Source organism: Cyanobium sp. CH-040, assembly GCF_024346135.1.
In the GTDB taxonomy this organism is placed as follows: Bacteria; Cyanobacteriota; Cyanobacteriia; order PCC-6307; family Cyanobiaceae; genus NIES-981.
In genome coordinates this window covers 25,050-45,190 of sequence record NZ_JAGQCJ010000010.1, presented here as the reverse complement: position 1 = coordinate 45,190, position 20,141 = coordinate 25,050, and the positions used below count along the sequence as shown (strand labels likewise).

The window sequence follows — 20,141 nt, the reverse complement described above, 5'->3', positions numbered from 1 at the left end:
TCGCCCGCAGCGCTGGCTAACAAGGGACATGACCGCTGAATGGGAAAAGGCCCTGTGCCGCTGGGTGGACGCCGGCCTGCTGCCCGCCACCACGGGCGAGGCGATCACCCGCTGGGAGCACGAACGGCAGCGGCAGCCTCCAGCCACCGGCCGGCTCGGCGCACCGATCCGGGTGCTGCTGGTGCTGGGCGCCGTGCTGCTGGCCGCCGGTGTGCTGCTGTTCGTGGCCGCCCACTGGGACAGCCTTCCCCCCGGATGGCGCTTTGCCCTGGTGCTCGCGCTCGTGGCGGGTCTGCACGGGCTTGGCGCGCTGGCCGCGGCCCGCCAGCCCGCCACGGCCACCGCCCTGCATGCGGTGGGAACGGTGGCCCTCGGGGGCGGCGTGTTCCTGGCGGGGCAGATCTTCCATCTCGAGGCCAACTGGCCCGCCGGGCTGATGCTCTGGAGCGTGGGCGCGGCGCTGGGCTGGGGGCTCCTGCGCCAATGGCCTCAGCTGGCCCTGCTCGTGCTGCTGCTGCCCGCCTGGCTGGTGTCGGAATGGACCCTGGCCTGCCGGCAGGGGGAGATGCCGGACTGGGCGTTCGCCAAGGTGGCGGCGGCGGGGGTGCTGCTGCTGGCCCTGGCGCTGCTGGCGGCCGCCGGCGGCCGCGATGGCCCCGCGCCGGCCCGGCAGGTGCTCCTGTGGGTGGGGGGCCTGGCGCTGCTGCCGGCCAGCGGCATCTGGGCCCTGGTGCTGCGGTTCGGCGGCGCCGTCGCTGATCAGGCGCTGACTGCCGCCCAGTGGTCCCTGCTGGGGCTCGGCTGGACGGTGGCACTGGCTGGCCCGCTGCTGACCGCCTGGCGGCTGCGGCCCCGGGGCTGGTGGCCAGTGGGGGCCGCCGCCGGCTGGCTGCTGGCCGGCCTCGGCGTCGCCGGGCTGCGGGAGGGGCTGGCGGCGGCGCTGCTGCCCTTCGTCTGGTGGCTGCTCGGCAGCCTGGCGCTGGTGGCCTGGGGGTTGGCGGATCGGCGGCCCGAGCGGGTGAACCTGGGGGCCGCCCTGGCGGCGGGCACGGTGCTGGCCTTCTACGCCAGTGAGGTGATGAACCGCCTCGATCGCTCCCTCAGCCTGATCGGGCTGGGGGCGCTGTGCCTCGCCGGCGGCTGGCTGCTGGAGCGGCTGCGGCGGCGCTGGCTGGGGCATCTGCACGGCGTGGCGCCACCCTCCGGCAGCGCTCCGGGGGGCGGACAGCCATGAGCGCGGCGCGTGGTCCCCGCCGGGCGGGGCTGCTGCTGGCGGGACTGCAGAGCGCCCTGCTGCTGGCGGTCGGCGGCCAGATGCTGCTGGAGCGGGCGACGCGTCCCCGCGGCTGGGGGCTGACCGAGCCGGTGGATCCCAACCTGCCGATCCGGGGCCGCTACGTCCGTCTGCAGCTGCTGGCGCCGGCAGCCGGCCTGAGCGGCGCCCCCGCCGGCCGCGTGCGGCTGGTGGTGCGCAAGGGACGGGTGGAAGCGGTCGACCCCGGCGGCCCCAGGCCCGGCTCCACGGAGCCGCTGCCGGCCACGTTCCGCAGCGGTGCGGACGGTGGGGTGGCGCAGCTGGGCGAACCCCTGGCCTTCTTCCTGCCGCCGCAGGTGCCGGATCCCTCCCGGCGGCCCCGGGGGGAACGGCTGTGGGTGGAGGTGACGCTTCCCCGCAGGGGGGCGCCGCGGCCGATCAGGCTGGGCGTCACCCGCCGGGAAGACGGGGCGATCGAGCCGCTGCGGTTGCGCTGAACCGGCGACACGGCCGGGGGAGCGGCACGGATGGCTGGCGATGCCCGGTTCAATGCGGAGGTTCGTCCGCCACGGCAAAGCCCGCCGCCCCATGCCTGCAGGTCCACCGCTGGCATTTCTGCCGCCCCGCCTCGACGGTCGGGTGCTGGCGGCGGCCCGGCTGCTGCTGCCCTTCTGGCTGAGCCGGCGCAGCCGGATCCACGAGCTGAGGGTGCGCGACGGCGAGCGGCTGGTGGCGGCGATCCGCGCCTTCGAGGCCGGCCACAGCCGCCTGCTGCTGGCCTTCCGCCATCCCAGCGTCAGCGACCCGCTCTGCCTGGCGGCGCTGCTGTGGCGGGAGCTGCCGCGCCGCAGCCGGGAGCTGGGCGTGCGCCTGCAACGCACACCCCACAGCTTCTTTCTCTATGACCGGGGCATTCCCCTCTGGGCCGGGAAGCCGGTGGGCTGGCTGCTGCAGCGGCTCGGCGGCAGCTCGATCCAGCGCGGCAGGCTCGACACGGCCGGACTGCGCTCCGCCCGCGAGCTGCTGCTGCACGGCGGCCATCCCTTCGCCGCGGCACCGGAGGGAGGCACCAACGGCCACAACGAGGTGGTGAGCCCGCTGGAGCCCGGCATCGCCCAGCTGGCCTTCTGGACCGCGGAGGACCTGCGCAAGACAGGCCGCCGCGAGGCGATGACGGTTCTGCCGGTCGGTCTGCAGTACAGCTGGTGTGTGCCGATCTGGGACGCCATCGAGCGACTGCTGGGCCAGCTGGAACGCAACGCCGACCTGACTCCTCCCGCCAGCCCCAGCCTGGAGCCCGAGCAGCTCTACGCACGCCTGCTGGCGCTGGCCGAGCGGATGCTGTCGCTGATGGAGCGCTTCTACCGCCAGGCCTACCAGCGCTCCCTGCCGGAGCTGCCGGACCTGACCGGGCGCCTGCAGCGGCTGCTGACCACGGCCCTGGAGGTGGTGGAGGAGTCCTTCGGGATCCGGGCCGTCGGCGATCTGACCGACCGCTGCCGGCGGCTGGAGCAGGCCGCCTGGGAGCGGATCTACCCGCCGCTGGGCGGCGCCGAGGCCCGCTGCCCCCTCCAGCGCGGCCTGGCCGACCGGCTGGCGGAGGAGAGCGAACGGCGGCTCTGGCACATGCGGCTGGTGGAGAGCTTCGTGGCGGTGAGCGGCAGCCACGTGCGGGAACTGCCCAGCCAGGAGCGCTTCGCCGACACGCTGCTGCTGCTCTGGGACACCCAGTGCCGTCTGCTGGGAGGCAACGTGGCCAGGCGGCCCCGGCTGGGGCCGAGGCGCGTGCTGATCAGCATCGGCGATCCGATCGCCGTGGACGAACGACTGCAGGACTACAGGCAGGATCGACGTGGGGCCGTGGCCAGGCTCACCGCCGATCTGCAGCGATCCCTCGAGGGGCTGATCGTGCCGACGGGCTGAGGGCGGCAGCGGGAGAGCGGTCCCTGAACGCTCCGCTGCCCCAGCGTTCAGGCCGCCAGCCGCTTGAGGTAGCCCTCCAGCGTGCCGGCGTTGATCCAGCCGGTGGCGATCGTCTTGCTGTGCTCCTGGCTCACCCGGCCGCGGTGGATGTGCGACACCCCCGCCGGGAAGATCAGCAGCTTGCCCCGCTCCGCCTCCTCGTGGTGGCCCTGCCAGTGGAACTCGGTGCCGCCCTCGGGCAGGGTGTTGCAGTAGAGGATCCAGGCCAGCACCCTCGCCTGGGGTTCGGTGGCCTCGTCGCTGAGGGTCCAGTCGCAGTGCCAGCGCCTGAAGCCCTCACCGGGCGCGTAGCGCTGCAGGTTGAAGATCGGGTTCACGAACAGGCTCTGCTCCGGGCAGCAGTCGCGCAGCAGCGGCCGCTCCTTGAGGTAGTGCCCCAGGGCGGCGTTCACGCCCCGCAGGATCACCTCGGCCAGGGCGAAGGCCTCCGGGTCGCTGCGGTCGATCGCCACCAGGCTGATGTCGGTGGACACTTTCGCCGGTTCGGCGGCCGGATCAGCCGGGCCCTCCGGCCCGAAGGCCACCCCGGGACGCTGCAGGTCGGGGCGGCGGTCGAAGAAGGCCATCACGCCATCGGCCAGGGCCTCGAAACCGGCGTTGCGGTAGGCGGCGATCAGCTTCATCGGCGCTTCCTCAGGAGACATCGGCACCGGCGGGGCCGGAGTGGGCATCCCGCCAGGGAACCGCCACAGCCTGCTCGAGGCGGCGCCACAGCCCCCGCTCCGCCACATGCTCCAGCAGGCCGAGGCGGGCGAGGGCGGCGGCGGCGTGCTCCAGCGTGAGGGGGGCACCAGCGGGCGCGAGCGGCAGCACCAGCACCTGGGGCTCGGCCGGATCGGCCATCACCTGCAGGTCCAGATCCGCCAGCTCCCGCTCGAAGAACAGCCGCCGCAGCCGGCCGCCGAGGGCGGGGCCGAGGGCCTCGGCGAAGGCCCGCAGCCCCGCCTGATCGCCGCTGCAGCCGCAGTTCAGCGCCAGCCAGATCAGCAGCTTGGCCCAGCTGTCGGCGCTCCAGAGCGGCTGGAAGCTCTCGCGGTGCTGACGCACCAGCTCCGCCAGGGCGAAATCCACCAGGGTGGCCTGCAGGCGGGCCGGATCGAGCTGCGGCTCGCGGACGGCGGCCGGGGGTGGATCGGTCACGGAGGGGAGCGGTGAGGCATCGGATACCGCCCCATCCTCACCAGTGGGCAAACCCCGGCCAGCGGGCAAACTGCAGAGGCAACGTGCACCGGAAACGTCCATGGCGCTGGATCTCAACGACCCGGAGCTCGAGTTCGCCGATCTCGTGTCCGCCTATCAGAGCTGGGTGATGGCGGTGATCAACGACGAGAAGCTGGGCGGCGAGAAGCTGCTCACCGACGACATCGTCGATGATGCGCTCAATGCGATGCGCTTTCTGCCCGACGTGGTGACCAGCGCCGTGGAGACGACCCTGGCCCGGGTCTACGACGTGGATCCCGACGAGCTGGCAGCCCTGCTCTATCCGGAGGAGTAGGCCGCCGTGGGCAGGTGGCTGCGGGCGGCGGCGCTGGTCCTGGGGCTGGCGCCACTGGTCGCCGGCTGCGGCCTCGGCCCGCAGCCGCTGCCGGGGCTGACTCCCCGGACCAGCACCATCCTGTACGTGGCCATCGGCGTCGGTGACGCCACCCGCATCGATTCAACGCTGCGCAGCGCCCTGGGCGAGAAGCTCGAGGCGCTGGAGAAGCTGTATGCCGACCTGCGCCCCGGCGTGAAGCTGGAGCTGCTGATCTTCGAGGAGGAGCGGCTGCTGGCCGAGGTGCGCCGCCGCACCCGCAGCGGACTGGCGCCGGATCTGATCCTGGCGGAAGGCAGCATCGCCCAGCAGCTTCACCAGGAAGGGCTCACCCGCACCGTCCCCTTTCCCAACCCTTCCAGCGATCAGCTGAGTCCATCCCTGATCCCCTTTGCCCAGGTGGACGCCCGCCACCTGTTCGCCGTGCCCGTGGGCTACGCACCCCAGCTCGCCTGCTTCGACCGGCGGCGGATGGCCCAGCCCCCCGCCACCATGCAGGCCCTGCTGACGGCCAGCAGCGAGGGCCAGAGCTTCGGCTTCAAGCTCGACCTCGGCGACCTGGCCTGGACGCTCGGCAGCCTCGGCGCCCTGGAGAGCTTCACCGCCATCCGGGCCGGCAGCCCCGCCACGGAGGAGCACGTCAGCCGGATCCGCCAGTGGCTGCTGTGGCTGCAGACGGCGAACCTGCAGCAGCGCATCACGCTGGCGGGGCCAGACGCCAACCTCGGCGATGGTCTGCTGGACGGCACCTACGCCTGGATCACCTGCCGCAGCAGCGACCAGACCTATCTGCACGCCCAGCTCGGCGACGACCTGGGCCTGGCGCCGCTGCCGGCGGGCTCCCAGGGACAGCCGAGTCCGGTTTCGGTGCTGCTGATGTGGGCCTACGGACGCAACTCCAGCCCCGTGCAGCGCCAGGCCGCCGAGGAGCTGGTGCGCTTCTCCCTGAACCCCCCCGTGCAGCGAGCGATGACGCTGCGGGGCAGGACCCTCCTGCCGGTGAGCCGCGAAGCCCCCCTGCCGGTGGCCAGTTCCACCCGGCTGGCCGCCCTGGTCACCGCCCAGCAGCAGGCCCAGGACGCCCGCGCCCGGATCTCCCAGCTGCTGGTGATGAGAAACCGGGAGGAGGACTTCAACCGCATCCTGATCGCCTTCCACTACGGCAACCTGGGGGTGGACGAGGCCACCGATGCCCTGGTGCGCCTGCTTCAGAGCCCCTCTCCATGAGCGAGTTGCTGAGCCAGATCGGGGGGTGGTTCGGGTACCTCTCCCGGCCCGGTGTCCTCGTGCAGCTGAGCGGCGTGGCGGTCCTGATCGCCGCGTCCCTGCTCGCCTCGCGTCGGCCCCCGGCCCGGCCCGCGGGGCCGTGGTTCGCCCGGCTGGGGCTGCTGGCCCTGCTGGGGCTGTTCACGGCCGTGCTGGCGGCCGTCTCCATGCCCTATGGGCTGGTGGGCATCGCGGCCCTGCTGATCGGCGGATGGTTCGGCCTGGGGCTGCTGCGCCACGGCCTGGGCCGGTGGCTGCCGGCGGGCGAGGTCCGGCAGCTCGACAGCGGCCTGCTGCGGCCGCTCTACCTCCTGTTCTCGCTGGTGATGCTGATCCGCGAGGTGGATGCTCCCGCCAGCCTGGCGGTGATCCCGATCGGCACCTGGTTCGGCTCCACCGTGACCGTCGGCCAGGTGTTCCTCTCGCTGCTGGTGATCGTGCTGCTGTTCGTGGGCTCCAGGCCCCCCAGCCATGGCCTGGCCTGGATCCTGCAGCGGCTGCTGGGCGGCGGCGATTCCGGACGCCGCGCCCTCGCCCTGCTGATCCAGTACTCGATCATCGCCACGGGCGTCGTCTGGACGCTGGATCAGATCGGCTTCAACCGCACCGCCATCCTGGCCGTGGCCGGCGGCCTGTCCGTGGGGCTCGGCTTCGGCATCAAGGAGGTGTTCTCCAACTTCATCAGCGGCCTGTGGCTGCTGTTCGAGGGTTCGGTGCGGCCCGGCGACATCCTCTACATCGACGGTGATCCGTGCGAGGTGCGCAGCCTCGGGCTGCGGGCCGCGGTGCTCTGGCGCGACCGGGACAATGCCGAACTGGTGATCCCCAACCAGACGTTCTTCACCACCACCACCACCACCTTCACCGGCAGCGACCGCATGCGCATCAGCGAGGTGAGCTTCGGTGCCGCCTACCACCACGATCCCGGCGAGGTGATCCGGCTGGCGGCGGCCACGGCCGCGGAGGTGCCCGGCGTGCTGGCCGAGCCTGCGCCGAAGGTGCTGGTGATGGGCTACGGGGATTCCGCGATCAACTACGCCCTGCGGTTCTGGATCGCCAACCCGATGCAGAACCTCTCCATCAGCACTGCGGTGCGCAGGGCGATCTGGCAGGCCTTCCAGCGCCAGGGCATCGAAATCCCCTTCCCGCAGCGGGTGCTGCACCGGGGACGATCCCAGCCTGGCTGAATCCCGTTCCCGTCCGCTCCCCCTCCATGTCCGCCGCCCCCCCTGCCGAAACAGCCAGCCGCCCCCCGGCGCACGCCACCCCGTGGCCGGAGCTGATCGCGGCCCTGGCCAGCGACGGCGAGCAAGGCCTGACGGAGGACGAGGCGCTGCTGCGGCAGCAGCGCTGGGGACCCAACAGCCTCGAGGAGCAGCGCCAGAAGCCGGCCTGGCAGCGCTTTCTGGGCCAGTTTCACGACCCCCTGCTCTACACCCTGCTGGCGGTGGGCACGGTGAAGCTGCTGCTGGGGGAGCCGGGCGAGGCCGCGGTGATCTGGAGCGTCACGGTGATCAACGCCATGATCGGCTACGTGCAGGAGAGCCGGGCGGAAACCGCCATCGCCGCCCTGGCCCGTTCGGTGCGCACGGAGGTGGAGGTGGTGCGCGCCGGCGTGCGCCGGCGCCTGGATTCCGAACAGCTGGTGCCGGGCGATCTGGTGGTGCTGGAGGCGGGCGACAAGGTGCCCGCCGATGTGCGCCTGCTGCACTGCCGCAACCTGCAGGTCGACGAGTCGGCGCTCACCGGTGAGTCGCTGCCGGTGGCCAAGGGCACCACCGCCGTGGAGCTGGCGGCACCGCTCACGGAACGCATCGGCATGGCCTATGCCGGCAGCCTGGTGACGGCGGGCCAGGGGCGCGCCCTGGTGGTGGGCACCGGCAACGCCACCGAGGTGGGCCGGATCTCCGGGTCGCTGGCCCAGCAGGTGAATCTGAGCACGCCGCTGACGCGCAAGTTCCGGGGCTTCAGCGCCACGCTGCTGCGGCTGGTGCTGGTGCTGGCAGGGGTCACCTTCCTGCTGGGCCTGGCCCGCGGCCGGGAGGTCAGCGAGATGTTCGACGGCGCCGTGGCCCTGGCCGTGGGGGCGATCCCCGAGGAACTGCCGGCGATCGTCACCGTGACCCTGGCCATCGGCGTGAACCGCATGGCCCGCCGCAACGCCATCATCCGCAAGCTGCCGGCGGTGGAGACCCTGGGCAGCACCACGGTGATCTGCTCCGACAAGACCGGCACCCTCACCCAGAACCGCATGACGGTGCGGGAGATCCACGCCGGCGGCGAACGGGTGCGTCTGGATCGCCTCTGGCCGGAATCGGGTGGCGACGATCCCCTGGCCCGCAACCTCGCCCTGCGCGAAACCCTGCTGGCCGGCGTGCTCTGCAACGACGCCCGCGCCAGCCAGAGCGAGGGACTGGTGGGCGACCCCACCGAAACGGCCCTGCTGCATGTGGCCCAGACCCTGGGCCTGAACCGGCAGGAAGCCCTCGACCGCCACCCCCGCCGCGACGCCATCCCGTTCGCGTCCGAACAGCAGTTCATGGCCACCCTCCACGGCAGCCGGCGGATCCTGATGAAGGGATCGGTGGAGGCGGTGCTGAAGCGCTGCGGCCGCCAGCTGCGGGCCGACGGCGGCAGCGAACCCCTCGACCGGGAGGCGATCGAAGCGGCGGTGGCCGCCATGGCCCGGCAGGGCGAGCGGGTGCTGGCCTTTGCCGTCGCCGAGGCCGATCCCACCCAGGAGCGTCTCAGCGAAACCCACGTGGAGGAGGGACTCACCTTCCTCGGCCTGCAGGGCCTGCTCGATCCGCCGCGGCCGGAGGCCGTGGCGGCGGTGGCGGCCTGTCAGCGGGCGGGCATCCAGGTGAAGATGATCACCGGCGACCACCCGGATACGGCCCGCTCGATCGCCAGCCAGCTCAACCTGGGCCGCAACGGCGTGGTGCGCACCCGCACCGGCCAGTCCCTGGAGGAGAAATCACCGAGAAGGCTGCTGGCGATCGTGCGCGACACCGACGTGTTCGCCCGCGTGATGCCGGCCCAGAAGCTGGCGCTGGTGCGTGCCCTGCAGGAGCTGGGGGAGGTGGTGGCGATGACCGGCGACGGCGTCAACGACGCCCCGGCCCTGCGCCAGGCCGACATCGGCATCGCCATGGGCAGGGGCGGCACCGAGGTGGCCCGCGAGGCGGCCGACATGCTGCTCACCGACGACAACTTCGCCACCATCGAGGCGGCGGTGGAGGAGGGGCGGGCCGTGTACCTCAACCTGCGCAAGGCCCTGGCCTTCGTGCTGCCGGTGAACTGCGGCGCCTCGATCACCATCCTGCTGGCGGCACTGCTGGGCCTGGACCTGCCCGTCACGGCCCTGCAGGTGCTGTGGCTGAACATGGTGTGCTCCCTCACCCTCTCGGTGCCGCTGGCCTTCGAGCCCCAGCCCCCGCGGCTGATGGAGCAGCCGCCGCGCCCTCCCGGCCAGCCCCTGCTCACCCGGGGCCTGGTGCAGAAGGTGCTGCTGGTGGCCAGCTTCTACTGGCTGTTCATCTTCGGGATGTTCCTATGGGCCCGCTCCCACGGCCTGGATCTGGCGCTGGCGCGCACGATGGCCATCCAGTCGCTGGTGCTCGCCCAGATGGCCTACCTGGTGAGCATCAGCCAGGTGAGCAAGCAGGGCTGGCGGGAGCTGTGGCGGGCCCCGGTGCTGCTGGCCGGCATCGGCGCGGCCCTGGTGCTGCAGCTGGCCTTCAGCCAGCTGAGCTGGATGAACGGCTGGTTCGAGACGGCACCGCTCAACGTCACCCAGGCGCTGCTGTGTGCCGCCTCGCTGGTGGTGATGGTGCCGGTGGCCTGGCTGGCGGAGCGCTTCGATCCCACCACCGGGGTCGTGACCACCCGCTGAGCGGGCCGGCCGTGCGCCGCTTCAGGTGGGTTTGAGCCAGATCACCGGGATCAGCATCAGAAGCAGGATCGCCAGCACCGTGGAGGGCAGATCCAGGGGCGGCACCGCCGTGACCAGCCCGGCCTGGGGGATGCGCTCCGCCGTCCACACCAGCGCGCCCTGCAGCCAGCCCTCGAGCGCCGGGGCTGCTTCGTCCGAGAGCAACCAGGCCGCGGCCGCCGCCAGCAGCACCGTGTAGACGAGTCGGGATTGCATCGGCGGAAAGGCTGCAGCCGACCGGCAGCCGACTGAACGTTCCCAATCTGCCGCAGGGCGCGGACTCAGAAGCGCTCCGGCACCCGATGCCGCGGGGCCGCGGGGCTCTGGTAGCTGCCCACCGTGCGCCGGGGCAGCTCCACCGGCTCGCGGGGGATCTCCTCGTAGGGCAGCTGGCTGAGCAGGTGGCTGATCACGTTCAGGCGCACGCGGCGCTTGTTGTCCGAGCGGGCCACCCACCACGGTGCCCAGTCGGTGTCGGTGGCCTGGAACATGCGGTCGCGGGCCCGGGTGATCGCATCCCAGCGCGTGAACGACGTCACGTCGTTTGGGGAGAGCTTCCAGATCTTGCGGCCATCGCCGATGCGATCGCGCAGGCGCCGTTCCTGCTCCTCGGGCCCCACCTCCAGCCAGTACTTGAGCAGGTGGATGTCGTTCTCGATCAGGATCCGCTCGAACAGCGGCGCGCCCAGCAGAAATCGCTCGCACTGGGTCTCGCTGCAGTAGCCCATCACCGGCTCCACAACGGCGCGGTTGTACCAGCTGCGATCGAAGATCACCACCTCCCCCGCCGCCGGCAGATGGGGCACGTAGCGCTGCATGTAGATCTGGGATTGTTCGCGCTCGGTGGGGGTCGGCAGGGCCACCACCCGGAACACCCGCGGGCTCACCCGCTCGGTGATGGCCTTGATGGTGCCGCCCTTGCCGGCCCCGTCGCGGCCCTCGAACAGGACACACACCTTCACGCCCCTCGCCTTCACCCACTCCTGCAGCTTCACCAGTTCCACATGCAGGGGGCGCAGCAGGCGTTCGTAGTCCTTGGCAGACAGGCTGCGCACCTCGCCGTCGCCGGCGCTGGCCTCAGCCGGCGCGGCCGCGATCGGCTCCGGGGAGGGCGGCTCCGGGCTGGGCAGCGACTGCTCGAACGCACGCAGGGCCGCGCGGGTCGCGTCGCTGATCAGCGCTGCGGGCAGCGCTGCCGCCGGGTCCGGGTCCCGGGTCCTGCCCCCGGACGGCGTGCTGCTCCCGGCCGCGCCGGCCGTGCTGCCTCTGCCCTTGCCTCTGACTTTGCCTTTGCCTTTGCCCTTGCCCTTGGGCTTGCCGTTGCCCTTGTGCTTGCCCACACCCAGCTCCTGGCCTGCCGGCCTGTCCTGTTCTCAGGGTGAATCGGCGGCCGGGCGCCGGCCACGGGCGGCTCAGCGGCGATCGGCGGTGATGAGGGTGGCGGACAGCCACTCCCCGCTCGGGCCGTAGCGGCGGATCAGCCGCAGCCAGCGGTCGGCGGACTGCAGCCATCCCGCCTCCACGCTGAAGGCCTGGCGGTGGCTCACCTGCAGCGGCGTCAGGCTGAAACCGCCGTCGGGGAGCAGCAGCAACCGGGCCGGCTGCCCGGCCTCGGGGGCGCAGGCGAAGCAGCTGGCGCCCTGCCGCCGGGCCCGCACCGCGGTGCAGGCGCCGCCCAGGTCCGTCTCCACCGTCAGGCACTGCCCGCCGTCGGACTGATCCACCCGGATGCGGACCTGCTGCAGGGTGGGCTCGGGCCAGTCAGCCTCGATGGTGGCGGCCTGGCCCTCCCAGCTGCCGCTGAGCTGCCCGGGGCTGAGGGGCGGCCGTTCCTCGGCCGCGCTGCCGTCGCGGAACTCGCGGATCAGCACCAGCGCGTCGAAGCCGCCGTCCTCGGCGAAGAGCTGCACCAGCCGGTGGCGGCGGTCGCCGGCGATGAAGCCGTATTCGGCGCCGAAGCGGGTGGCCGGCGCCAGCTGCAGCGACCCCTTGCAGAAGCAGCCGTCGTCGAAGAACACCACCTGGCGGCCCAGGGTGCGGTACTCCTGGGCGATGTCCTGGGTGGGAGGCGCGCTGGGCTCCTCCCCGCCGAAGCGCTGCAGGCGGAAGTGGACGACCCGGCCGTCCTCGGCGCTGCTGAGGGTGAGCAGCGAGGGCGTCGCGTCCAGCGGCTGGCCATGGGCGTCCACGTCGGTGAACGAGCCCCGCCAGGCGCCCAGGTTGCGCTGGAAGTTCTGCCACTGGCTGGCCATGGCCGGGACGCATCCTTGTGCTGGGCCGCGGGATGCTAGTCAGCGCGACGGCACCGGCAGGCGCAGCCAGGCCAGTACGCCGGCGAGCAGCCCCAGGGGGGCCAGGCGGGAGGCCAGCCGCCAGCCCGGGCTGGCCGGACGCAGCACCTGCAGCTCGGTCACGAACAGGGTTTCGCAGGCGCCGTTGCCGGTGTCGTCACGGCTGACGCTGGTGTCCCGCCAGTAGCCCCGGCCGCTGCCCGTTCCCGTGGCCTGGTCGTGGCCGTAGCCGGCCAGATAACCGCGCAGGGCGATCTGGTCGCCGCGGCGCAGCTCCCGCAGCTGGCGGCGCAGGCCGGGGTCCACCGCCAGCAGGTGGTTGTTGGAGAGGGCGCGGGGCACGAAGGCCTGGGCCGCGGGCGCCGCGGGGAAGCGCACGTAGCAGGTGAACTCGCCGCTGTGGAAGCGGGCCTGGCGGTAGCTGCCGTTGGCGGCGTTCTCCCCCCAGATCACGCAGAGGTCCTTGACGTTGAGGCGGTCGTTGGCGCGGGTGTGGAAGCTCACCGGGCGCCACCAGGCCTCGGTGACGTGCTCACTCACCACCAGGCCGGCCAGGGCGTAGCTGAACTGCGGCCGCACGGTGTAAGTGGTGCCCTCGAGGCTCACCGTGAAGGGAGGGCGGTCGCTGGGCAGCTGGCGGGGCTCCTGGCGCAGGGCGGGATCGAGCTGGTCGGGGGGCGGCAGGGAGCGGGCGCGCCAGCTGGCCAGCGGCCAGAAGGCCAGCACGCCGAGAAACCAGAGATAGACGAGTCGGTAGGCCAAGGTCCCCGCGCCCTCACCACCACATTGGCGTCAACGTCAGCAGGATGGAACGGCTCACCCCATGGCTGCCCCAAGGCTGCCTGGCACCAGCTGCACCAGACTCGGCCCGGATCCGCATGCTGGCCGTGGCTCGTTGTGCCCCCTGCCCCCAGGGGTTGCCCAAGGGACTGGCTGCAGCCCTGCTGGCGTTGAGCTGCTGTCTGTCGACAGGCGAGCGGGTGCTGGCCGTCGAGCCGGTGGGCGACCCGATCCGCGCCTGCAGCCACCCCGATCTCGACGCCGCTCAGGTGAGCTTCGACGGACTGGGATACCTGAGCGGCGGCAGCGTGTTCCTCTTCTCCTGCGGCAACCGCCTGGGTCGGCTCGATCTGGGCAGCCGCCGGGTGGAGGTTCTGTCCGCCGACACACACCTCGCGGGGCGGCCGGACGGCAGCCTTGTGCTGATCGACACGCCGGCCGGCTTCCCGCAGGAAAGCGAATTCCCCGAGGGCGGCTACTTCTCCGCCGAGGGGCAGCGACTGGCGATCGTGGGCCCACAGGCCCTCGAGGTGCGCTTGGTCAACGGTGAACTGCGCACCAGATCCGTCTATGCGGAACACCTGGACGGCGGCGAGGCGGACGCCTCGATGGCGCCGAGTGCCATGGCCATCGCTGCGGACGGCCGATCCGTGCTGATCGGGTTTCCGCGGGGGCTGGCCCAGCTGTGGGGCGTGAACGGCACACTGCGGCACAGCTTCCGCGGCTTCCCGGTCACGTCTGCCGATCCGGCCGATCAGGGGGGTGGGACCATCCGGTTTCTGGCCTTTCACCCCGATGGCCGCTCCTTCGTGGCGGTGAGCAGCGATGGCCGGGTGCACCACTGGCGGCTGGAGGGAGCGCTGATCCGCACCTTCGGCACGGCTGCCACCGCCGATACGCGGATGCCGCGGGCGGATCTCTCCCCGGATGGCACGCTGCTGCTGGTGGCGCCGATGGAGGGAAAGCCGGCGCTCTGGAGCCTGCAGGGAGAACGGCTGCAGGAGCTGACCGATCCCCAGGCCGGTGGCCTGCCGCCATCACCGCCGGAGGCGGTGCGCTTCAGCCGTGACGGCAGCACCCTGCAGGTGCAGACACTGGACGAGATCCAGATCTGGAGCCGCCAGGGAACCCTGCTCCAGCGCATCTCCCGCAGCAGCCACGGCGCCAGCCTGGCCGGGCTCTCCGCCGACGGGCGCTGGCTGGTGGGCGGCAGCCCTGGGCCCGAGGTGATGGTGCAGCTGTGGAAGCTGCCGTGAAGCCCCTGTGATGAAGGCGTGTTGCCGCTGGTGAAGAGCCATGTCGCGGGCGGGGCTGGCGCTTGCCGAAAGCGCCCCGGCGTCCGATCGTGAACTCAACGGCCCCGAGGGCACCAGCCCCCAGGCCGCCGTGAGGAGCGCCCCTGACGCTCCGGCCCCTGCTCCAACAGTCTCCAACGACTTCCGGTTTCCAGGCCCGCTCCCGGTGAGCCGGCCATCCCCGATGCACCGCCCCAGGTGCCCCCGGGCCCACGGAAACCCTGCTGGATCCCATGGCCCCAGGTGCCCCGTCAGGAGCTTCAACCGATCACCCGATGCCGGCCCGGGACTCAACCCCCGGGCTTCGGTCTGTCTGGGCCCATGGAGTCGTCGCAGTGCCGGCAGCGCCGCGGGCCCGAGGCCATCGGGCGGCCGCACTCGGGGCACGGCACCCGGTAGGCGATGTGCCGGCGCTGAAAGCTCTGGCCCAGGATGTCCACCCCCACCACGACCCACTCGATGTAGGTGTTGCCCTGCCCGTCGGTGCCGCTGTGGATCGCGTCCACCTGCCGCCAGGGGCCGAACAGGGGCTCCTGGGGATGGTCCTGCTCCCGCTGCAGGGCATGTTCCACCAGCTCCCAGGGGCAACCGCCGACACTGGCCGCGGTGGGATGAATCGGGGCGTGGCGGTCGTGACGGTGGGGCCGACTCATGGCATCGGGTCAGGGCAGGGCACGGACGCGCCGCACTGGGTCGTGAAGGGGTGAGTCGTGAGCTGGAGATGCCGGCTTCAGCCTAGCCAGCACCCATCAGACGCCAGCCCTCAACGGGCCAGGGCGGGGAAGCTCTCGCGCAGGCCGCTCACCAGCATCTGGGTGGCCACCGAGGCGATCAGCACCCCCATCAGCCGCGAGATCAGCCGCACCCGCAGTTCCCCCAGGCCGCGGCTGAGGCGGATGGCACTGGCCAGCACCAGGAACACCACCAGGGCGAGCGCGGCGATCACGGCGCTGAGCACCAGCCGGCCGAGCGGTTCGGGCGGCGCCTCCGCCACCACCAGCGAGATCGTGCCCGGGCCCGCCAGCATCGGCAGGCCGATGGGCACCACCGCCAGCAGCCCGACGTCGTCGTCGTGGCCCGCGGCGGGGCTGGTGGCCAGGGCGGGGCGACGCCCTCGATCAGGCGCAGGCCATAGGGCAACAGGATCAGCCCGCCGGCGATGCGGAAGGCCGGCAGGCTGATGCCGAACAGATCCAGCAGGCTCTGCCCCCACCAGCAGGACAGCAGCAGCGTGACCAGATAGGTGGTGGCCGCCAGCCGGCCGATGCGCCGCACGCGGCCGGGATTGGCGTTGGCCGCCTCGATCACCACCGGCAGCACGCCGATCGGATCGGTGAGCGCCACCAGGCCCACGGCGGTGTTGATCAGGGACATCGGCAGGAGATGACAAGGCCACTGCCATCACAGCCCGGTTTCGCCGGGCTGGTGAGGGGCCCTGCAGGAGGGCAGGGGAGGCAACGAGTTGTGAAGCCAATTCCGTAGCAACCGCTACCGTTCGGCCTACAATGAGGGCACGTTGATCCACCTGGTCTCCAGTCCCCCTGGCCCCCGGTGGACGCAGGTCGACCCACGTCAGGCAACGGGGACGCGGGCACTGTGGAGACCGAGATGAACGTGCTCGAACTGATCCGGAAGAAAATCATCAAGGACAGGCGTCTCGACGACGCTCAGTTCCTGATGGCCAAGGCCTATCGCGGCGTGCCCTATGTGGATGCACACCACGACGACCCCGCAACGAGTGACGACGCCAAGAAGCTGCTGACCTATCGCGGCCAGCGCTACGAGCACTGAGCCCGGCCAGGCCGGGAGGAGGCGCAACCCGCCTGCTGCCTGAGCCTGCCGCTGAGGCCCGCCAGCCACGGCTGGGGGCCTCTTTTTCATGACCGTGCCTTGTCGATGCCCGTCCCTTGCCTGCCCAGGAGGCCATGGGGGCATGAGAGGCTGTGGCGCGGTGCTGGAGGCCGTCAGCGGTGCATGCGCGATGCCGGGTTCGAACCAGCGACATCCTGCTTGTAAGGCAGGCGCTCTACCGCTGAGCTAATCGCGCGTGACCCGGACGCTACCGCAGCTCGTCCCGCCCTCGATCAGCCTGCGCCAGCGGCGGCGCTGGGCCCGCGCCTCCCCCGGGCAGCGGCTGCGCTGGCACGGCGAGGCCCTGCTGCTGCGCCTGCTGCTGGGGCTGCTGCGGGGCCGCCGGCATGCCACGGTGCGGCGCGGCATCGAGGGGCTGGTGCCGCTGGCGGAGCCCCTGCTGGGCCGGCATCTGGGCACCGCCGCCGCCAATCTCGAGCGCGTCTACGGGACCCAGCTGACGGCGGCCCAGCGCCGGCGGCTGGCCCGGCGCTCGCTGGAGAGCTTCCTGCTCTCCTGCCTGGAATCGATCATCGCGCCGGTGCCGCCGGAGCGGATCCGGGCCGAGGGGGAGGGGCTGGAGCAGCTGCTGGAAGCCCGTCGGCCGGGGCAGGGCGTGATCATCGCCTCCCTGCACCTGGGCTGCTGGGATCTGGGCCTGCGCTGGCTGAGCGGACGGATCGACGATCTGGCGGTGATCTACCGGCCGGCCCGCAATCCGGAGGCCGACCGCCTGCTCAACGCCGCCCGCAGCGCCAACAGCACCTGCGCCTGGATCTCCCAGTTCGACCTGCGCGCCATGCTCACCTGGCTGAGGCGGGGCGGTGCCCTGGTGGTGATGACCGACCTCTACGCCCACAAGCACCCACTGGCGGTGGATGTGCTGGGCCTGGGCACGCGCGTGGCGCGCACGCCCCTGGCGCTGTCGCAGAAAGCCGGCGTACCGCTGTTTCCCGTGGCCCATGTGCGGGAGGACGACGGCCGGTTCCGGTTGATCTGCGGCCCGGCCCTGGCGCCGCGCCCCGGGGAGGCGGGGCTGACGGCCCAGGCCCAGGCGCTGGCCGACTGGCAGGAACCCTGGATCCAGACCTACGCCGAGCAGTACTACTGGATCCAGCGGCGCTGGCGCGCCGGTGACGGCAGCGGCGGCCGCCTGCGGACTCTGGAGCCGCCGGCCTGAACCATGGCCAGCGGCCGTGCCCACGACCGGGCCACCTGGCTGCTGGCCCTGCCCTTCGGGCTGCTCTGGGCGCCGGCCCTGGGGCCGGGCGGGGTGGGCTGCGCGGGGCTGGGGTTTCTGCTGGGCGGGCTGCTGCTCTCCCCCGACCTCGACACCCGCTCCAACGCCACCCGCCGCTGGGGGCCCCTGGGGGTGCTCTGGTGGCCCTACCGCCACGGCCTGTCGCACCGCTCGCTGTTCTCCCACAGTCCCCTGCTGGGCACGGCCGGGCGGCTGGCCTACCTGGCGGCCCTGGCGCTGCTGGCCGCGGCCCTGCTGGCGCCGCTGGGCGGGCCGCCGCCGCGGCAGCTGCTGGCCGCCGCGCTGGAGCTCTGGCATGGCCAGCGGCCGCTGGTGGTGAGCGCCCTGGCGGGGCTGGAGGCCAGCAGCTGGCTGCACCTGATCCAGGATGGCGATCCGCTGCCGCGGCTGCCGCGGCCCCTGCGCCGGTGGTTCCGCCCCGCCCGCAGACGGCCCCGGTCCCGTTCCTCCGCTCCCCGGCCCCGACAGCTGCCCCGATGAGCACCGATGAGCACCGATCCCCGTCCTGCCGCCCCCCGCGACACCAGCCCTGAGGCCACCCTCGACGCACTGGCGGAGCTGGTGGACGTGGTGGCCCGGCTGCGCGATCCGGAACGCGGCTGCCCCTGGGACCTGGAGCAGACCCACGCCTCCCTGGTGCCCTACGTGCTCGAGGAGGCCCACGAGGTGGCCGACGCCATCCGCCACGGCGACGACCGGCACCTGGAGGAGGAACTGGGCGACCTGCTGCTGCAGGTGGTGCTGCACGCCCGCATCGCCAGTGAGGCGGGGCGCTTCGATCTGGAGCGCATCGCCCGGGGCATCAGCGCCAAGCTGATCCGCCGCCACCCGCACGTGTTCGGCGACGGGGAGGCCTGCACGGCAGCGGCCGACAGCAGCACCACCAACAGCGCCGCCACCGACAGCGCCACCGTGCGCGCCAGCTGGGAGGCGATCAAGGAGGCCGAGCGGCTCCAGCGCGAGACAGAAACGCCCCCGGGCGGGGGCCAGGAGCCCACATCCGCCAGCCCCCTGAGCGAGCGCCTGGCGGGCAAGGTGCGCGGCCAGCCGGCCCTGGCCGGCGCCATGACGATCTCGAGGAAGGCCGCCGCCGCCGGCTTCGAGTGGGACGACATCGCCGGCGTGTGGGAGAAGGTGCACGAGGAGCTCGACGAGCTCAAGGAGGCCGTGGCCGCGGCCCAGGCGGGCGGCGAGCGGGAGCATGCCGAGGCGGAGCTGGGCGACCTGCTGTTCACCCTGGTGAACGTGGCCCGCTGGTGCGGCATCGATCCGGAGGCGGGCCTGGCCGGCACCAACCGCCGCTTCCTGGACCGCTTCGCCCGCGTGGAGGCGGCCCTGGGCGGCGACCTGCAGGGCCGCGGCATCGGGGAGCTGGAGGGGCTGTGGCGCCAGGCCAAGGCCCAGATCCGCGCCGAGGCCGAGGGCAACGGCGGCGCCTGAACTGCCCGGAGCGGCGACCGGCCAGCAGAGGTCGCCTGCGACACATCTACCCTGTGTGCTGCGCCACCGGCGAGGCCGTCCATCCCGAAGGAGCCGCCAGGGTGGGGAGGCGATCCAGCGGCCCCGGCCGCAGCCCGCCATGACCGACACCCAGCCCGGACCCGCACCGGATCCCGCCGAGCTGATTCCGCCGGAGGAGATCTTCACCGTGCTGCGCACCGACCCCGACGGCACGGCCCAGCTGCTCGATCCCCACCTGCGCCGGCACCCCGACTCCGGGGGCACGGCCTTCTGGTGCCGTCCCAACCAGCCGCTGCAGGCGGGCCAGCGGGTGCAGGGAATCCTGGAATTCCACCCCCGCGAGGCGGTGGCGCATCAGCGCCCGCCCCAGTTCACCGTGAATGTGGTGCTGCAGGGAGCGGACTGAGCTCCGGCGGGGCGCGACACTCAGGCGCATCAAGCATCGAAACCCGTGGGCTTCCGCTACCTCGATCGCATCGCCACCCAAGACAACATCCGTTCCTTTCTGGAGCTGGCCGACCTGGCCGCCGGGGCCGGCAGCTCCGCCCAGAACGTGTTTCTGCTGTCCCATCGGCTGCGGGACTCGATGCCGATGCAGCTGTGCCGCAAGCGGTTGAGCCGCGATCCCCAGGCCCAGGCCCTGATCGATTCCCGGCGGCTCTGCGGCCCCTACGACAGCGAGGCCCTCAAGGCGCTGCCCAAGGGCAGCTTGGGCCACACCTACGCCACGATTCTGGACACGCTCGGATATGACATCAACTTCTTTCCGGAGCCGGCCTTCTACAACAACCTGGAAAGTGATGCCGATTACATCAACTACCGGGTCTATGGCACCCATGATCTGCATCACATCCTCAGCGGATTCAGCCTCGACAACTTCGGCGAACTGGGGGTGATCAGCGTCAGCGTGGCCCAGTTCTCCCATCCCGGGCTGGTGTTCACCGACCTGATGGCGCTGCTGCTGCAGTGGCTGCGCAGCGACACGCCGATCGACGAGCTGGAGACGCCGGAGGAGCAGGCCCGCACCGCCGCCTATGCCTTCGGTCGCATCAGCCAGGGCCTGGAGATGGGCCTGGCGGCCCGGCCCCTGTTCCCGGTGCTGTGGGAGGAGCAGATGCACCGCGATCTGGACGAGCTGCGCGCCGAACTGGGCATCGAGGCCGTGCGCGAGGGCCCCTGGAGCTGGCACAGCGACCCCCGGCTGCAGGCGGCCCTGGCCGCCTGAGGGCG

The 20,141-nt window shown here is 72.3% G+C and carries 23 protein-coding genes and 1 tRNA gene; 14 read left to right on the top strand and 10 right to left on the bottom strand.

From position 1 onward, the window contains the following. The first annotated feature begins 28 nt into the window (after window positions 1-28). The 3 genes from KBY90_RS10250 (at window position 29) to KBY90_RS10240 (ending at window position 3,178) form a co-directional block, all read left to right on the top strand. Window positions 29-1,234: a DUF2157 domain-containing protein gene (locus KBY90_RS10250; protein ID WP_254968506.1), complete on the top strand. Its 1,206-nt coding sequence runs from the start codon at window positions 29-31 to the stop codon at window positions 1,232-1,234. Beyond that, entirely contained in the window at window positions 1,231-1,752 is a 522-nt protein-coding gene (locus KBY90_RS10245; RefSeq protein ID WP_254968505.1) for a hypothetical protein, read from the top strand. The genes KBY90_RS10250 and KBY90_RS10245 overlap by 4 nt, the downstream gene beginning before the upstream one ends. A 91-nt stretch (window positions 1,753-1,843) precedes the next feature. After that, window positions 1,844-3,178, top strand: coding sequence for a 1-acyl-sn-glycerol-3-phosphate acyltransferase (locus KBY90_RS10240; RefSeq protein WP_254968504.1), 1,335 nt, complete (start codon window positions 1,844-1,846; stop codon window positions 3,176-3,178). 47 nt (window positions 3,179-3,225) lie between these two features. Here KBY90_RS10240 and KBY90_RS10235 read toward each other — a convergent pair whose 3' ends face one another. Beyond that, the gene (locus tag KBY90_RS10235) at window positions 3,226-3,861 is read right to left on the bottom strand and encodes a 2OG-Fe(II) oxygenase (protein WP_254968550.1); all 636 of its coding nucleotides are present in this window, start codon (window positions 3,859-3,861) and stop codon (window positions 3,226-3,228) included. 10 nt (window positions 3,862-3,871) lie between these two features. Beyond that, window positions 3,872-4,378, bottom strand: coding sequence for a protein phosphatase (locus KBY90_RS10230; RefSeq protein ID WP_254968503.1), 507 nt, complete (start codon window positions 4,376-4,378; stop codon window positions 3,872-3,874). Between the two features lie 100 nt (window positions 4,379-4,478). Between KBY90_RS10230 and KBY90_RS10225 the strand changes: the two genes are divergently transcribed. Genes KBY90_RS10225 through KBY90_RS10210 form a run of 4 tightly spaced genes read left to right on the top strand, consistent with a single transcriptional unit; the run spans window position 4,479 to window position 9,933 of the window. Next, window positions 4,479-4,733 (top strand): hypothetical protein, encoded by a 255-nt coding sequence (locus KBY90_RS10225; protein ID WP_254968502.1) that lies wholly within the window; start codon window positions 4,479-4,481, stop codon window positions 4,731-4,733. Window positions 4,734-4,739: 6 nt separating this feature from the next. Then, window positions 4,740-5,999 carry an ABC transporter substrate-binding protein gene (locus tag KBY90_RS10220; RefSeq protein WP_254968501.1) on the top strand — a complete coding sequence of 420 codons (1,260 nt, stop codon included), beginning with the start codon at window positions 4,740-4,742 and terminating at the stop codon, window positions 5,997-5,999. Then, the gene (locus tag KBY90_RS10215; protein WP_254968500.1) at window positions 5,996-7,225 is read left to right on the top strand and encodes a mechanosensitive ion channel family protein; all 1,230 of its coding nucleotides are present in this window, start codon (window positions 5,996-5,998) and stop codon (window positions 7,223-7,225) included. The genes KBY90_RS10220 and KBY90_RS10215 overlap by 4 nt, the downstream gene beginning before the upstream one ends. Before the next feature lie 26 nt (window positions 7,226-7,251). Further along, window positions 7,252-9,933 carry an HAD-IC family P-type ATPase gene (locus KBY90_RS10210; protein WP_254968499.1) on the top strand — a complete coding sequence of 894 codons (2,682 nt, stop codon included), beginning with the start codon at window positions 7,252-7,254 and terminating at the stop codon, window positions 9,931-9,933. Window positions 9,934-9,954: 21 nt separating this feature from the next. Here KBY90_RS10210 and KBY90_RS10205 read toward each other — a convergent pair whose 3' ends face one another. The 4 genes from KBY90_RS10205 to KBY90_RS10190 all read right to left on the bottom strand — a co-directional run bounded on the left by KBY90_RS10205 (window position 9,955) and on the right by KBY90_RS10190 (window position 13,025). Next, window positions 9,955-10,188, bottom strand: a complete 234-nt coding sequence (locus KBY90_RS10205; protein ID WP_254968498.1) for a hypothetical protein — start codon at window positions 10,186-10,188, stop codon at window positions 9,955-9,957. Window positions 10,189-10,253: 65 nt separating this feature from the next. Continuing rightward, window positions 10,254-11,312 carry a polyphosphate kinase 2 gene (gene ppk2 / locus KBY90_RS10200; protein ID WP_254968497.1) on the bottom strand — a complete coding sequence of 353 codons (1,059 nt, stop codon included), beginning with the start codon at window positions 11,310-11,312 and terminating at the stop codon, window positions 10,254-10,256. A 72-nt stretch (window positions 11,313-11,384) separates the two neighbouring features. Beyond that, entirely contained in the window at window positions 11,385-12,224 is an 840-nt protein-coding gene (locus KBY90_RS10195) for a DUF3598 family protein (RefSeq protein WP_254968496.1), read from the bottom strand. Between the two features lie 39 nt (window positions 12,225-12,263). Continuing rightward, the gene (locus KBY90_RS10190; protein WP_254968495.1) at window positions 12,264-13,025 is read right to left on the bottom strand and encodes a hypothetical protein; all 762 of its coding nucleotides are present in this window, start codon (window positions 13,023-13,025) and stop codon (window positions 12,264-12,266) included. Between the two features lie 125 nt (window positions 13,026-13,150). Between KBY90_RS10190 and KBY90_RS10185 the strand changes: the two genes are divergently transcribed. Further along, complete coding sequence (locus tag KBY90_RS10185; protein ID WP_254968494.1) at window positions 13,151-14,299, top strand: WD40 repeat domain-containing protein; 1,149 nt, start codon at window positions 13,151-13,153, stop codon at window positions 14,297-14,299. A gap of 329 nt (window positions 14,300-14,628) precedes the next feature. Here the strand turns inward: KBY90_RS10185 and KBY90_RS10180 are convergent, their stop codons facing one another. The 3 genes from KBY90_RS10180 to KBY90_RS10170 all read right to left on the bottom strand — a co-directional run bounded on the left by KBY90_RS10180 (window position 14,629) and on the right by KBY90_RS10170 (window position 15,712). Continuing rightward, entirely contained in the window at window positions 14,629-14,991 is a 363-nt protein-coding gene (locus tag KBY90_RS10180) for a hypothetical protein (RefSeq protein ID WP_254968493.1), read from the bottom strand. Between the two features lie 110 nt (window positions 14,992-15,101). After that, window positions 15,102-15,365: a MarC family protein gene (locus KBY90_RS10175; RefSeq protein WP_254968492.1), complete on the bottom strand. Its 264-nt coding sequence runs from the start codon at window positions 15,363-15,365 to the stop codon at window positions 15,102-15,104. Continuing rightward, window positions 15,281-15,712 (bottom strand): MarC family protein, encoded by a 432-nt coding sequence (locus tag KBY90_RS10170; protein ID WP_254968491.1) that lies wholly within the window; start codon window positions 15,710-15,712, stop codon window positions 15,281-15,283. Before KBY90_RS10170 ends, KBY90_RS10175 begins: the two co-directional genes overlap by 85 nt. A 234-nt stretch (window positions 15,713-15,946) precedes the next feature. Here KBY90_RS10170 and KBY90_RS10165 point away from each other — a divergent pair, with 234 nt between their 5' ends. Then, window positions 15,947-16,129, top strand: a complete 183-nt coding sequence (locus KBY90_RS10165; protein WP_254968490.1) for a hypothetical protein — start codon at window positions 15,947-15,949, stop codon at window positions 16,127-16,129. 184 nt (window positions 16,130-16,313) lie between these two features. Here the strand turns inward: KBY90_RS10165 and KBY90_RS10160 are convergent. Further along, a tRNA-Val gene (locus tag KBY90_RS10160) sits at window positions 16,314-16,385 on the bottom strand. Between KBY90_RS10160 and KBY90_RS10155 the strand changes: the two genes are divergently transcribed. The 5 genes from KBY90_RS10155 (at window position 16,386) to KBY90_RS10135 (ending at window position 20,136) form a co-directional block, all read left to right on the top strand. Then, window positions 16,386-17,369: a lysophospholipid acyltransferase family protein gene (locus KBY90_RS10155; protein ID WP_254968489.1), complete on the top strand. Its 984-nt coding sequence runs from the start codon at window positions 16,386-16,388 to the stop codon at window positions 17,367-17,369. A 3-nt stretch (window positions 17,370-17,372) separates the two neighbouring features. Then, a complete protein-coding gene (locus KBY90_RS10150; RefSeq protein WP_254968488.1) occupies window positions 17,373-17,930 on the top strand; it encodes a DUF2227 family putative metal-binding protein in 558 nt (185 codons plus the stop codon). Window positions 17,931-17,936: 6 nt separating this feature from the next. Then, on the top strand, window positions 17,937-18,890 hold the full coding sequence (gene mazG / locus KBY90_RS10145; RefSeq protein ID WP_254968487.1) for a nucleoside triphosphate pyrophosphohydrolase: 954 nt from the start codon (window positions 17,937-17,939) through the stop codon (window positions 18,888-18,890). A 139-nt stretch (window positions 18,891-19,029) separates the two neighbouring features. Further along, window positions 19,030-19,317 (top strand): hypothetical protein, encoded by a 288-nt coding sequence (locus KBY90_RS10140; protein WP_254968486.1) that lies wholly within the window; start codon window positions 19,030-19,032, stop codon window positions 19,315-19,317. 45 nt (window positions 19,318-19,362) lie between these two features. Next, window positions 19,363-20,136, top strand: a complete 774-nt coding sequence (locus KBY90_RS10135; protein WP_254968485.1) for a Coq4 family protein — start codon at window positions 19,363-19,365, stop codon at window positions 20,134-20,136. Window positions 20,137-20,141 lie beyond the last annotated feature (5 nt).

Excerpts from the sequence above, each read along its gene's own strand:
- KBY90_RS10250 (WP_254968506.1), top strand. The coding sequence starts at position 29 with ATGACCGCTGAATGGGAAAAGGCCCTGTGCCGCTGGGTGGACGCCGGC.
- KBY90_RS10245 (WP_254968505.1), top strand. The coding sequence starts at position 1,231 with ATGAGCGCGGCGCGTGGTCCCCGCCGGGCGGGGCTGCTGCTGGCGGGA.
- KBY90_RS10240 (WP_254968504.1), top strand. The coding sequence starts at position 1,844 with ATGCCTGCAGGTCCACCGCTGGCATTTCTGCCGCCCCGCCTCGACGGT.
- KBY90_RS10235 (WP_254968550.1), bottom strand. The coding sequence starts at position 3,861 with ATGAAGCTGATCGCCGCCTACCGCAACGCCGGTTTCGAGGCCCTGGCC.
- KBY90_RS10225 (WP_254968502.1), top strand. The coding sequence starts at position 4,479 with ATGGCGCTGGATCTCAACGACCCGGAGCTCGAGTTCGCCGATCTCGTG.
- KBY90_RS10215 (WP_254968500.1), top strand. The coding sequence starts at position 5,996 with ATGAGCGAGTTGCTGAGCCAGATCGGGGGGTGGTTCGGGTACCTCTCC.
- KBY90_RS10210 (WP_254968499.1), top strand. The coding sequence starts at position 7,252 with ATGTCCGCCGCCCCCCCTGCCGAAACAGCCAGCCGCCCCCCGGCGCAC.
- KBY90_RS10205 (WP_254968498.1), bottom strand. The coding sequence starts at position 10,188 with ATGCAATCCCGACTCGTCTACACGGTGCTGCTGGCGGCGGCCGCGGCC.
- KBY90_RS10195 (WP_254968496.1), bottom strand. The coding sequence starts at position 12,224 with ATGGCCAGCCAGTGGCAGAACTTCCAGCGCAACCTGGGCGCCTGGCGG.
- KBY90_RS10180 (WP_254968493.1), bottom strand. The coding sequence starts at position 14,991 with ATGAGTCGGCCCCACCGTCACGACCGCCACGCCCCGATTCATCCCACC.
- KBY90_RS10175 (WP_254968492.1), bottom strand. The coding sequence starts at position 15,365 with ATGCTGGCGGGCCCGGGCACGATCTCGCTGGTGGTGGCGGAGGCGCCG.
- KBY90_RS10170 (WP_254968491.1), bottom strand. The coding sequence starts at position 15,712 with ATGTCCCTGATCAACACCGCCGTGGGCCTGGTGGCGCTCACCGATCCG.
- KBY90_RS10165 (WP_254968490.1), top strand. The coding sequence starts at position 15,947 with ATGAACGTGCTCGAACTGATCCGGAAGAAAATCATCAAGGACAGGCGT.
- KBY90_RS10150 (WP_254968488.1), top strand. The coding sequence starts at position 17,373 with ATGGCCAGCGGCCGTGCCCACGACCGGGCCACCTGGCTGCTGGCCCTG.
- mazG (WP_254968487.1), top strand. The coding sequence starts at position 17,937 with ATGAGCACCGATCCCCGTCCTGCCGCCCCCCGCGACACCAGCCCTGAG.
- KBY90_RS10140 (WP_254968486.1), top strand. The coding sequence starts at position 19,030 with ATGACCGACACCCAGCCCGGACCCGCACCGGATCCCGCCGAGCTGATT.